This window comes from Ignavibacteria bacterium (assembly GCA_036262055.1).
In the GTDB taxonomy this organism is placed as follows: Bacteria; Bacteroidota; Ignavibacteria; order Tepidaquicellales; family Tepidaquicellaceae; genus DATAJP01.
In genome coordinates, this window is record DATAJP010000001.1 from 250,679 (window position 1) to 263,340 (window position 12,662).

Consider the following 12,662-nt stretch of genomic DNA (forward strand, 5'->3'; position numbering starts at 1 on the left):
AATTTGTTAAATGGCGAATCATAAGCCTTAACATTTCAAGCTTCATGGAGATAGGTGAAAGTTTTTAATTCACCACTTCGCGATTCACAACTTCACTATTTGAGTTTAACCTCTTTCCCGCGCAGCGGGGATATGTTAATAGTTAAAAAAACAAAAATAAAATATTAATAAACATTAAGGAGAAACATAATGGCTAAAGAAAAATATGATGTCTCGAAGCCACACGTTAATATTGGTACAATCGGTCACGTTGACCATGGAAAAACCACGCTGACTGCTGCTATCAATATGACCCTTGCAAAGAAAGGGCTTACCAAAAACGTTAAGAAATTTGACGATATTGATAAAGCACCTGAAGAAAAAGCAAGAGGGATTACAATCGCTACTGCTCACGTAGAGTACGAAACAGATAAAAGACACTATGCACACGTTGACTGTCCGGGTCACGCTGACTATGTAAAGAACATGATTACCGGTGCTGCTCAAATGGACGGAGCAATCCTCGTTGTAGCTGCAACCGACGGTCCTATGCCGCAAACAAAAGAGCACATCCTTTTGGCAAGACAGGTTGGTGTTCCGAAAATGGTTGTCTTCTTGAACAAAGTTGACGCTGCAGATCCGGAATTGCTTGAGCTTGTTGAAATGGAAATCAGAGAAGAATTATCGAAGAGAGATTATCCGGGAGATGAAATTCCAATCGTTAGAGGTTCTGCCTTAAAAGCGATGGAAGCTGCTCTCGATCCTAACTCTGCAAATGATGACGAGAGATTCAAATGTATCTATGAATTAATGGATGCAGTTGATAATTATATTCCTGAGCCGACAAGAGAAGTTGACAAACCTTTCTTGATGTCTGTTGAAGACGTATTCTCTATTACTGGTAGAGGTACTGTAGCAACAGGAAGAATTGAAAGAGGTCAGGTTAAAGTTGGCGAGGAAGTTGAATTGATTGGTTTAGGACAGCAAAAGAAAACCGTTGTAACAGGCGCAGAAATGTTCAATAAAGAATTGGACGTTGCAGTAGCAGGTTTCAACTGCGGACTTTTGTTAAGAGGTGTTGACAAAAACGAAATCGAAAGAGGTATGGTTCTCGCTAAACCGGGTTCTATTACTCCTCATACAGAATTCGAAGCTCAGGTTTACGTATTGACCAAAGAAGAAGGTGGAAGACATACTCCATTTTCTAACAAATACAGACCGCAGTTCTATTTCAGAACTACAGACGTAACAGGTGAAGTAACTCTACCTAATGGTGTTGAAATAGTTATGCCCGGCGATAACATCGATGGATTGAAGGTTGTTCTTCAAAAATCAATCGCGATGGAAGAAGGATTGAAATTCGCTATCAGAGAAGGCGGAAGAACTGTTGGTGCAGGTATCGTAACTAAAATAATTAAGTAATAAATAAATATAAGTAGGACAGACATTCTTGTCTGTCCTTTTTTAATTAACGTTCTTTGTTCTCCGGATGACCGGAGAAAAACTTAAATAAGTAAAAAAATTGGCTTCACAAAAAATCAGAATAAAACTACGTTCATTTGACCATCTGCTTTTAGATAAGTGGACTGCGAAAATCATACAGACAATAAAATCAACCGGTGCAATCGTCAGCGGTCCAATTCCGCTTCCGACAAAGAAACATGTATATACCGTTAACAGGTCGCCGCATGTCGATAAAAAGTCAAGAGAGCAATTTGAGACAAGATCACACAAAAGATTAATAGATATATTAAACTCGTCTAATAAAACCATTGATGCTCTGACAAAACTTGACCCTCCGGGCGGTGTTGATATTGAGATAAAGGTATAACTTTATTTCGTGAAGCGCTAAAAATCATGAAAACACTTTTTTTGTGTTTTCCTCTGGTTTATTAAATTAAAGGAAACTAAAATGTTAGGCATATTAGGTAAAAAATTAGGGATGACTACGTATTTCACCGATAATGGTGATGCAGTCCCCTGCACAGTTATAGAAGCAGGTCCTTGTGTTATTACACAGATAAGAACAAAAGAAAAAGACGGTTATGAAGCTGTTCAGTTAGGGTTCGGTGAGAGAAGAGAAAAGACAATCAATAAAGCACAAAGACAGGTTTACAAAAAACTCGAAGTTTCTCCTTCAAGATTCATTGCTGAAATAAGAGATTACCCGACTGCTGATTTAAAGCAGGGTGATGTTATCAAAGTTGATATCTTCAATGAAGGCGACAAAGTAAAAGTATCAGGCATTTCAAAAGGAAAGGGATTCCAGGGCGTTGTTAAAAGACACGGCTTCGGCGGTGGTGTTAGAACTCACGGACAAAGCGACAGATTGAGAGCTCCCGGTTCTATCGGCGCAAGCTCGTATCCTTCAAGAGTATTCAAAGGACAGAGAATGGCAGGAAGAATGGGAACTGACAGAATTACAGTCAGAAATCTCAAAGTTGTTAAGATATTTCCTGATTCAAACCTTATTCTTGTTAAAGGAGCTGTTCCGGGTGCAAAATCCGGCTTCGTTGAAATTTATAAATAATTTTTAATGTTTAGTAGAACAGACATTCTTGTCTGTTTTAATTTTCAATTTTACTAAAATGGAACTCAAAGTATATAACATTGATGGCAATGAAACAGGCGAGAGCGTAAAGCTTCCTGATGAAGTATTTAACATCGAACCGAATGACCACTTGATTTATCAGGCGGTAAGAGTATATCTCTCAAATCAAAGACAGGGAACTCACAAAGCTAAGGAAAGAGCAGAAGTTCGAGGCGGCGGTAAAAAGCCGTTCAGACAAAAAGGGACAGGCAGAGCAAGGCAGGGAACAAGCCGTTCACCATTGATGGTTGGCGGGGGAACGATTTTCGGACCAAGACCTCACTTGTATAAGCTTGACCTTCCAAAGAAAGCTGCACGTCTTGCAAGAAGAAGCGCTTTAAGCAAAAAAGCTAAAGAAAACCAAATAATGGTTATTCAGGATTTTTCTTTCGACGCTCCAAAGACAAAAGATATGGCAAATATCTTAAAAGCTTTGAAGCTGGACAATACAAAGACATTATTTTTGGTTGCAAATAAAAACGAGAATTTATATAAATCAGGAAGAAACATTCATAACTTGAACGTCCAGATTTCAGATAAAGCAGCAACTTATGAGCTTTTGAACAACCAAATGATTTTGGTGCAAAAGTCAGCCGTTGATAATCTTTGCAAAAGTTTAATATAATACGTCATGAAAAAACAAATTTTAATAAGACCTCTTATTACGGAAAAAAATACTACTATTCAGGAAACCCTGAATAAGTATGTATTTGAGGTTTCTAAAGATTCCAATAAAATCGAAATTGCAAAGGCAGTCGAAGATAAATTCAAAGTTCGTGTTACCGGTGTAACTACAGCAGTGAACAAAGGTAAAAGAAAATCACAGTTTACCAAAAGAGGAAGATTCGAAGGTTTCAGAGCCGACTTGAAAAAAGCATTTGTAACTTTGCATAAAGAAGATAAAATCGATTTCTTCGGAACAGAAGCGTAATTTCCGGCTGAAGTCATTCCCGTGAAAATGGGAATCTCGTTTTTATATGATTTACCCGCTTCTGCGGGTTTTTCTTTTTATATATTGCCTACACAAGATATCAAAATTAATTTAATTAAAAAGATTTCTTCTGTTCAGAAAGTTGATAAAGAAGCAGTTACGAAGTTTGTTCATTTAAATAAAAAAGTTTATAAGGAAAGTGGCACAAAGGTTGCACTTCCTAATCAGATACTTCTTGATACCGATGTTCTACTTAGCTATCCGAGAAGCCAAAAGCTTCTTGAGGTTTTGCAAACCGGAATTTGTTTCACGACGTTCATAAATGCAAGCGAAGTTCTGAGTAAAACAACTAAGAAAGAGCTTTTATATCCCATTAGCACACTTGGGTTTCATTACAGATATTCGATAAGGCTGGGGGAGATGATAAAGAAGACAAGGGCAAAGAAGATCGAGCTGCGGGATATGATTATGGCGGTGATGATGCTTGAAACGAAACTGCCGCTGCTTACGTTAAATACAAAGAGATACGATTATTTATCTGCAAAATTTAATTTAAATATTTTACATTTCAAATCACTTTAACTTACAATAATAAATAACACACACTTAATTTAATGAAATTAGGTAAACAGTACACAAGCCGTGAAAACCAATCTACGGACATCTACTTAAAAGAGATCAGCAAAACTCAGCCTCTTACGGTGGATGAAGAAATCGAATGTGCAAAGAAAATTAAAAAAGGCGACAAGAGGGCGTTAGACCGACTCGTAAAAGCCAATTTAAGATTCGTTGTTTCGGTGGCTAAGCAATATCAGAACCAGGGACTATCCCTCAACGACCTCATAAACGAAGGCAACTTAGGTCTGATTAAAGCTGCAAAAAAGTTCGACGAAACAAGAGGATTCAAATTCATTTCTTACGCAGTTTGGTGGATAAGGCAGTCAATCTTGCAGGCACTCGCTGAACAATCGAGAGTTGTAAGGTTACCGTTGAATATCGTTCAGCAAAAAAGTAAAATTTCCAAAACAATCAGCGAGCTTGAACAGGCAAATGAAAGAGCGCCGAACGTTCTTGAAATTGCGGAACAGCTCGATATGTCGGTCTATGAAGTTCAGGAAACACTAAAGAACTCAGGCGGACACGTTTCCATGGATGCTCCGAGCATTCACGGAGAGGATACAAAGCTTATAGACATAATGCCCGACAAGCAGGAAAAAATGCCGGATGCAACTTTGATGAGAGACTCATTGAGAATCGAAATCGAAAGAGCGCTCGACACACTTTCTCAAAGAGAAAAAGAAGTAGTGAAGTTATACTATGGCCTTGAGAAGGAAAACCCGCTTACACTTGAAGAAATCGGTGATAAATACAAGCTGACACGTGAAAGAGTAAGACAGATTAAGGAAAAAGCAATCAGAAGATTAAGACAGGCATCGAGAAGCAAAGCATTGAAGTCATACTTAGGTCAGTAAACTCATTAATGGTACGACAGACATTCCTGTCTGTCTTTGTAAAAATATAAAAACCCGCGCAAAGCGGGTTTTTTGTTATAAGAAATTGAAAGTCCTCCTTTGGAGGAGGATTTAGGAGGAGGACATTTACTATTGTTATCCTCCCCCTTACTCCCCCTCCAAAGGGGGAAACTAACTTAAAATCTTCTTCACACTTTCCACATCCACCACATGCTCACCATCAAACATAATTTTCTCAAATACGATATTATTTTCATTCAGCATATTAATGCTTTTCTCAAAGTTTTCCAAGCGGATGTTTCTATCTTTATCGCCGAATATATAATAAACTTTCATTTGTTGGCCGGATTGGTTTTTCTCACGTAAACTGTCGAAGTCGGCATCCTGAGGGAAATCGGACGAGCAAAGAATAAGTTTATTAACATTCATCTCGGTGCAGACTGCAAAACGGGCTGCGGTATGTACTCCCTGCGAGAAGCCAAGTACGACAATCTCTTCGGACTTGCCCGGCAAATGCGAAAGAATCTGGTTCGCTATTCCTTCGAGATAAAATAAATAATCATCTATTTCGTTATCGCGGTCTTCTTTTGTCATCCATGATGCTGCAATGACATTCTTTGAATAAAATCTCGATAAACCTTCAGGTGCAATGATGAGTGTTTCATCGTTATTCAAAAAATCAAACTCCTGAATGAAATCTTTTGCAAGCTGTGCATAGCCGTGAAGGACAAACACAAGTTTTTTTATGTTCTCATTGATTTCAGAATGCGGTTTTGATATATAATACCTTCCTGTTTTCTGCGTTTTATAGTGTTTTTCTTCGGGATTCATACATAAAATTGATACATTTAGATATAAATATCAATTCGTAAAGAAATTATGAATTTAAGAAATGGGTATATTTTATGAAAATTAATTTTCTTACCTTTGTGCAAACCTAAAAAAATCTCTATGAACCCTTTTAACCTCTTTAAAAAAGATTCAGAAAAAAACTCAGACACACGCAGAAATTTTTTAAGAAAAGCGTTATTCGGAGCAGCAGGCGCTGCTACTGCAATGATTGCAACAAGAGAAGATTTGTTTGCAGCTAAATCGAAAACCGGATTAATCTATGTAAAGCGTAACGGTGAAATTATTAATAATTACAAAGCTGTAGGTGCTACTCCATTTTTAGGGCAATTAATGTGTGTAGGATGGAATTTCGCAGCACAAGGTTGGTTTTTTTGCAACGGACAACTTTTATCCATTGCACAAAACACGGCTTTATTTTCTTAGTTAGGCACTATATATGGTGGAAACGGTACAACAACCTTTGCGCTTCCTGACTTACGTGGAAGAGTTCCCGTGCATTTTGGAACAGGACCTGGATTGACTAACCGTGTATTAGGAGAAACCTTTGGAGAAGAACAGCATACATTATTAATAAGCGAAATACCATCTCATAGTCATCCTTTGAATATGAATACTGGAGTTGGCACATCAGGAGACCCTGCCAATAAAATACTTTCACAAAATGCTGAAGGAATAGCAGAGTTTTCTTCATCAGCTCCAAATGGTACAATGAATGCTCAATCAGTCGGGATTACGGGCGGAGGCTTACCACACAATAATATGCAGCCATACTTGGTTCTCAATTGGCAGATTGCATATCAGGGTATATTTCCTTCATCATCGGAGGATTAATATGAAAAAACTAATATTGATTTTCTTATTGTTTGTATCTGTATCGATTCAGGCACAAACAAAAATATTCTGGACTGACGGAAGCTCGGGAGAGATTGAAAGCGGAAATGTCGATGGTACCGGACAGGCAAATGTTATATCCGGTGTTTCAGCATGTTTTGCTGCTGCTGTTGATTCAATTGCGAATCAGTTATACTGGACTGATTTTATTTCACATACGATTACAAGAATAAATTTGACTTCTCATGTAACAACGGTTCTTATTGATGGAATTGATGGAATTGTTGCTCCCAGAGGAATTGCTCTGGATGTTACAGGCAGCCGTATGTTCTGGGTGGATAATTCAACAAAAAAACTTCAAAGGTCAACTCTTAACGGAACATCCATAACCGATTTAATCACAACCGGGCTTGTTTCTCCCGGTTATGTAGCTTATGACCCTGTTGGCAATAAGGTATATTTTTCGGATAACGGAGTTGGAATGAAAAAAATTATGAGATGCAATCCCGATGGTTCATCTCTGGAGGATGTTGTAACGGGGCTGAGCCAGGTTTGGGGCATAGCATTCAATTCCGACGATAATTGCATTTACTGGATTGATTCAGGAATAGATAAAATTCAAAAAGGTGTTGTTTCGTCGTTACCGGTAACAAAGCAGGATGTGATAACGGGATTAACGGGAAATATACGCGGACTTGTAATTGATGCGGTAGCAGATTTAATGTATTGGTCTGATGTTACTGCCGGCAATCTAAAAAAAGCATCAGTTTCCGGAGGCGCTGTTACATCTCTGTTTTCCGGAATTGCCTACCCTCAGGGAATTGCTATCGACTGGGATTCTGCCCTGCCGATTGAACTTATGGCTTTTTCGTCAAGCGTAATTAAGAATGAGGTTATACTCGACTGGTCAACAAGCTTTGAGTTGAATAATTCTGGTTTTGATATTGAAAGAACTCTTTCTCCAAAAGAGCAATGGACAAAAATCGGTTTTATAGAAGGACACGGAACATCAAATGAACAGCATTACTATTCTTTTATAGACAGGAATCTTCCGAGCAATACTTATAAATATCGTCTGAAACAAATTGATTTCAACGGTAACTATCAATATTACGATTTGCAGAACGAAATCATAATTGAAAAACCAAAAACTTTTTCTTTAGCACAAAATTATCCTAATCCATTTAATCCGTCAACAAGGATAAATTATGAACTGACTGATGACGGAAAGGTTAATCTCGTAATCTTTGATATAACTGGACGTCAGGTTGCACAGCTTGTGAATGAAAATCAAATTGCAGGATATTATAATTTAGAATTTAATGCAAAAAATTTATCCAGTGGTATTTATTATTATCAAATAAATTTCGTAGGAACAGCAAATTCATTTCAGAAGACAATGAAAATGATGATTGTAAAGTGATTTATTTGGTATAAAATTTTTAAAATTACAAAAATAAAAGCCGCTTAATGCGGCTTTTTTATTTTTATTTATTCATAGAAAAAACTTATTAAATAAAGTATTTTATAGATGCTCTATGAAAGCTGAAAAAAACCCGCAAATCCGGAAAATAACCAAGTATTTACTTCAAGCGAGAAAGTTTTATCCCTCCGACAGAGAAAAATTTTTAAACTTTACTGAAAAAGTAAATAATCTTTTAAAAGATGTAAATTATCCCAAAGGAAAAGCTGACTATTATATGTTAGTCGGAAGAACCATGCGTGATACGGGTAATACTAAAACTGCGGAGAAAAATTTTTTAAGAGCTAAAAATATTTATACAAAAATCGGAGATAAAGTTGGTATAGCTGATGTTTATTTTAATCTTTCGATGAACAATGTAATGCAAGGCAATCATGAAAAAGCATTGGAAGCATCAAATAATGCCGTTAAGATGTATGAAAAGCTGGGGCAGACAAAAGAGCTTTGCCTTACCGTAATTAATATGGCATACATATATAAAAGATTAGGCGACCCTGCTACGGGTCTTTCAATTATTCTCGATGTAATTGATAAATATAACCTTCAGGACAACGCCTTTTTAAAGCAAATTGCATATGTCTCCATATCGGATATGTATATTGAAATGGAAATGAACGAAGAGGCTTTTAAATATCTGAATGAATGCAGAAATTTAAAGTCTGAACAGTTTACAGAATACCATAGAAACAAATTTAATATAAAAATCGCAAATGCGCTTCTGCAAAGGAAAGAATATAAAAAAGCATTAGCAATCTATCATAAAATATTAAACTATGATAAAAAGACCGGATTTAAGCTTGCAATGGCAAATACATATAATGACATTGGGATAGTCTATGATGGAATGAAGAATTATTCACATGCGCTAAAATATTTTTTACACGCATATAAAATATCTTCGGGCATCAAAGATGATTATAATCTTGCAAACATAATTCTTAACATTGCACATATTTATTCCCACGAAGGAAAAAATGATGAAGCGATTGAGAAACTAAATGAAGCTCTCAAGCTTACAAAAAATACCGGCGCGCAGGCACAAACCGCAAAATGTTATCTTATGCTATACGAATTATATAAGAGGAAAAAAGATATTCCCAAGGCATTTGTATATCTTGAGAAACATATTGAAATACAGGAAAAAAAGTATGTTGAGGAAACAAAACAACTATCGGATAATCTTCAGAAAGTTTATATGTTTAAATTAAGTGCGCGTGAAGCAGAGATTTTGAAAGATAAAAATGAAAAACTTAATGAAGCCCTGCAAAAAGTTGAAGCCCAGAATAAAGAATTGGATGTTCTCAATAAAGAAAAAAGTGAAATACTTAGAATAGTTGCGCATGATATAAAAAACCCTTCCAACAACATAACGGGTTTGGCAAATGTTTTGATTGAGGAAGGAAAAAGCATTGATACAGATGAATATAACGAACTGCTTGAAAACATAGTTAATTGTTCATCCCAGATAGAAGGAATTATTACAAATATTTTAAAGTCAAGCTTGCTTGAAGATGCTAAACTTACGCCTGTATTAAAAAAGATTAATATTACAAAACTTATTCAAGATACAATTGAATTAAATAGAAACAAAGCTGAACAAAAATCTATAAAAATTTTATTTAAAGAAAACAAGCCCGTATACTTAAAAACAGATAAGACATTTTTTCAACAAATAACTGATAATCTTATATCAAATGCAATAAAATTTTCCGAAGCTGGAAAATTAATTACAGTTCAAATTAAAAATAACGGAACTTCGTTTATTCTGAAAGTAAAAGATGAAGGACCGGGGATTTTACCCCAAGAAATGAATATGCTCTTTGATAAATATTCAAGACTAAGCTCAAAACCTACACACGGTGAATCGTCAACCGGTCTTGGTCTTTCAATTGTTAAGAAACTTGTCAATATACTCGGAGGTGAAATTTGGTGTGAGAGTAAGTATGGACAAGGTTCTGAATTTATAGTCCGTTTAAATCATTAATTTTTTTGCATACCCCAAATAAATGAAACTTCATTTATTTATTCATAGAAAAAACTTTTAAAATAAGCTATATTTATATAAAATGCTCCCGTAGGCTAATGGATAAACCCGCAGACTACGGATCTGCTTTTAGAGGTTCGAATCCTCTCGGGAGTACTAAACTATACCCTTTTTAATCTTTCTTTTTGCTAAGGAATTTCAAATTTATTGTAAATGTTATGTTATTGTAATCAACTTGTTAATCTTTAGTCAAATACTTTTTCATTTCAGTATAACCCTTCAATCACGATGAATTCAAAATTTACTATTTTGCTTTTCGCTTTCACCTTAATTTTTCTGAAAAATATTTTTGGAAATGAAATTGTTTATGTTTCGCCGGTTAACGAAGCTGAATATGTTATGCCTATGTCTAATATTATTGTAACTTTTAAAGATACAATAGAATTTGACCATAGTCTTTTAAAAATTAAGTTACATGCCAACTCGTTAGGAGATTTAAACGGTAGTTTAATTTTTGCGAGCGATAAAAAGACTGTTATTTTTGACCCTCAGCTAACTTTTTTAGTTAATGATACTGTAACTGTAAAAATTTTTTTAAATGAAAACGGAAGTGATAAGTTATTAAAAGATTTTAAGTTTTACTGTGTCAAGGATGTAATCCCAATTCACAATAGAATCAAAATTCTGAAGCAAATAAGAGAGTCTGATTATTCAGCTATTTCTAACTTCCAAAATATTCCAAAAGCGGATACTTTGCCCGTTGGTTTCCCCTTCATTAATGTTTTAACAAATATAAATCCATCAGAAGGATATATTTTTACAGCGAATATCCCACGAAACAGGGACTATAAACCATACTTAATGATTATTGATAATTCAGGTGTTCCTGTCTTTTATCGCGAAATGCCAAACACTTGTTTCGATTTTAAGATACACGATAATGGATTAATGTCATATTTTTTAGATGGCGCAGATAAATATTATATTATGGATTCCACCTACACTGTAATAGATAGTGTTGAAACACAATTTGGATACGAATCTGACAATCATGAATTGCTTTTTTTAGAAAACGGGAATGTATTACTTTTCAGTTATGATGTTCAGGCGGTCGATATGAGCCAGATAGTGCCGGGCGGTCCTGAGGGGTCATCGGTTATTGGTGTAATTATTCAAGAAATAGATCCGGATAAAAATGTTGTGTTTCAGTGGAGGAGCTGGGATAATTTTGAAATTACGGATGCTGATAATATAAATTTATTTACATCCAAAATTGATTTCTGTCACGCAAATGCAATTGAAATAGATTATGATGATAATATATTAATATCAAGCCGGAATATGTCGGAGATAACAAAAATAAACCGGCGGACTGGTGAGATTATGTGGAGATTAGGAGGTAAAAATAACGAGTTCACTTTTCTTAATGACCCAATCGGTTTCAGATATCAGCATGCGATAAGAAAAACTCCGACAGGAACATACACATTGTTCGATAATGGAAACCTTCATAGTCCACCGTTCACAAGAGTTGTAGAATACAGATTAGACCAGGTGAATAAAACTGCCGAACTCGTTTGGGAATACAAAGAGAATCCGCCTTCGTTTTCACCAGCAATGGGCTATGCAGAAAGATTAGAAAATGGCAATACAACGATTAATTGGGGATTGTCAAGCAAAGGTTATGTTGAAGTTACTCCTGATAAACAAAAAGTCTTTGAGTTTGAACTTGAACAGCCGAACTGGATGTATAGGGCAATGAGAAGAAGTTTAAATAAATCTAACGGTAATGAAACGCCCGGCAGTTATGTAATCACAAATAATTATCCTAATCCATTCAACAGCGGAACTACTATTTTTGTGTCACTAACTAAAACATCGAATGTTAGTTTAAAAATATATAATATTCTGGGACAGAAAGTTGCAACTTTATTAAATAATATAACGCAAAATCAAGGTAATCACAGAATTCCTTTTGATGCAACAGGATTTTCATCTGGTATGTATTTTTATCAACTTACTGTAGATGGTGTAAACTATTCTCACAAAATGGTTCTCAAAAAATAATTTAATTTATTTTTTAATTTTATTACTTTTTGCGATGGAACTAATCATAAATAAAAAAATCCATACTTCCCCCGAGAAAATTTTTGATGCTTTTACAAACCCCGATATACTAAATAAATGGTTCACCTCTAATGCTAAGGTAGATTTGCGTGTTAACGGTAATTATTCCAATGGCGACGGCGATACGGGCAAGTATTTTGAGATTATACCAAATTCAAAACTTGTATTCAGCTGGGAGAATAAAAATCATTGTCCGGGTTCACTCATAACAGTTGACATACTTCAAACAAATGATAACTGTGATGTCAAACTTACTCACAGCGAGCTTAAATCCAGTGAAGATATTGAACATATGAAGTCAGGGTGGGATTGGGCAATGAATAATTTGAAAACCTTCCTTGAAGAGAACAAAGTCATAACTTATGAAGAATGGCAAAAGAATAATATTTAATCTTTTGCCATTCTTTTTAAAG

General features: G+C 35.4%; 13 protein-coding genes, 1 tRNA gene and 1 pseudogene. 14 read left to right on the forward strand and 1 reads right to left on the reverse strand.

Annotated features, from left to right (window positions below):
• Window positions 1-189 precede the first annotated feature (189 nt).
• The 7 genes from tuf to VHP32_01210 all read left to right on the forward strand — a co-directional run bounded on the left by tuf (window position 190) and on the right by VHP32_01210 (window position 4,972).
• A complete protein-coding gene (gene tuf / locus VHP32_01180; GenBank protein HEX2786487.1) occupies window positions 190-1,401 on the forward strand; it encodes an elongation factor Tu in 1,212 nt (403 codons plus the stop codon).
• Between the two features lie 100 nt (window positions 1,402-1,501).
• A complete protein-coding gene (gene rpsJ / locus VHP32_01185; protein HEX2786488.1) occupies window positions 1,502-1,810 on the forward strand; it encodes a 30S ribosomal protein S10 in 309 nt (102 codons plus the stop codon).
• Window positions 1,811-1,891: 81 nt separating this feature from the next.
• A complete protein-coding gene (gene rplC, locus VHP32_01190; GenBank protein ID HEX2786489.1) occupies window positions 1,892-2,509 on the forward strand; it encodes a 50S ribosomal protein L3 in 618 nt (205 codons plus the stop codon).
• A 58-nt stretch (window positions 2,510-2,567) separates the two neighbouring features.
• On the forward strand, window positions 2,568-3,194 hold the full coding sequence (gene rplD, locus VHP32_01195) for a 50S ribosomal protein L4 (protein HEX2786490.1): 627 nt from the start codon (window positions 2,568-2,570) through the stop codon (window positions 3,192-3,194).
• A gap of 6 nt (window positions 3,195-3,200) precedes the next feature.
• Window positions 3,201-3,500 carry a 50S ribosomal protein L23 gene (gene rplW / locus VHP32_01200; protein ID HEX2786491.1) on the forward strand — a complete coding sequence of 100 codons (300 nt, stop codon included), beginning with the start codon at window positions 3,201-3,203 and terminating at the stop codon, window positions 3,498-3,500.
• A gap of 84 nt (window positions 3,501-3,584) precedes the next feature.
• A complete protein-coding gene (locus VHP32_01205) occupies window positions 3,585-4,082 on the forward strand; it encodes a hypothetical protein (GenBank protein ID HEX2786492.1) in 498 nt (165 codons plus the stop codon).
• Window positions 4,083-4,114: 32 nt separating this feature from the next.
• Complete coding sequence (locus VHP32_01210; protein ID HEX2786493.1) at window positions 4,115-4,972, forward strand: RNA polymerase sigma factor RpoD/SigA; 858 nt, start codon at window positions 4,115-4,117, stop codon at window positions 4,970-4,972.
• 171 nt (window positions 4,973-5,143) lie between these two features.
• Here the strand turns inward: VHP32_01210 and VHP32_01215 are convergent, their stop codons facing one another.
• On the reverse strand, window positions 5,144-5,803 hold the full coding sequence (locus tag VHP32_01215) for a hypothetical protein (protein ID HEX2786494.1): 660 nt from the start codon (window positions 5,801-5,803) through the stop codon (window positions 5,144-5,146).
• A gap of 351 nt (window positions 5,804-6,154) precedes the next feature.
• Here VHP32_01215 and VHP32_01220 point away from each other — a divergent pair.
• The 7 genes and pseudogenes from VHP32_01220 (at window position 6,155) to VHP32_01250 (ending at window position 12,640) form a co-directional block, all read left to right on the forward strand.
• Window positions 6,155-6,304, forward strand: a pseudogene (locus tag VHP32_01220) (tail fiber protein).
• A gap of 12 nt (window positions 6,305-6,316) precedes the next feature.
• Window positions 6,317-6,655: a hypothetical protein gene (locus VHP32_01225; protein HEX2786495.1), complete on the forward strand. Its 339-nt coding sequence runs from the start codon at window positions 6,317-6,319 to the stop codon at window positions 6,653-6,655.
• A 1-nt stretch (window position 6,656) separates the two neighbouring features.
• Window positions 6,657-8,078 carry a T9SS type A sorting domain-containing protein gene (locus VHP32_01230; GenBank protein ID HEX2786496.1) on the forward strand — a complete coding sequence of 474 codons (1,422 nt, stop codon included), beginning with the start codon at window positions 6,657-6,659 and terminating at the stop codon, window positions 8,076-8,078.
• 115 nt (window positions 8,079-8,193) lie between these two features.
• Window positions 8,194-10,122, forward strand: coding sequence for a tetratricopeptide repeat-containing sensor histidine kinase (locus tag VHP32_01235; GenBank protein HEX2786497.1), 1,929 nt, complete (start codon window positions 8,194-8,196; stop codon window positions 10,120-10,122).
• A gap of 84 nt (window positions 10,123-10,206) precedes the next feature.
• A tRNA-Arg gene (locus VHP32_01240) sits at window positions 10,207-10,278 on the forward strand.
• A 132-nt stretch (window positions 10,279-10,410) separates the two neighbouring features.
• Window positions 10,411-12,189 carry an aryl-sulfate sulfotransferase gene (locus VHP32_01245; protein HEX2786498.1) on the forward strand — a complete coding sequence of 593 codons (1,779 nt, stop codon included), beginning with the start codon at window positions 10,411-10,413 and terminating at the stop codon, window positions 12,187-12,189.
• 34 nt (window positions 12,190-12,223) lie between these two features.
• Entirely contained in the window at window positions 12,224-12,640 is a 417-nt protein-coding gene (locus VHP32_01250) for an SRPBCC domain-containing protein (protein ID HEX2786499.1), read from the forward strand.
• The last annotated feature ends 22 nt before the right edge of the window (window positions 12,641-12,662 follow it).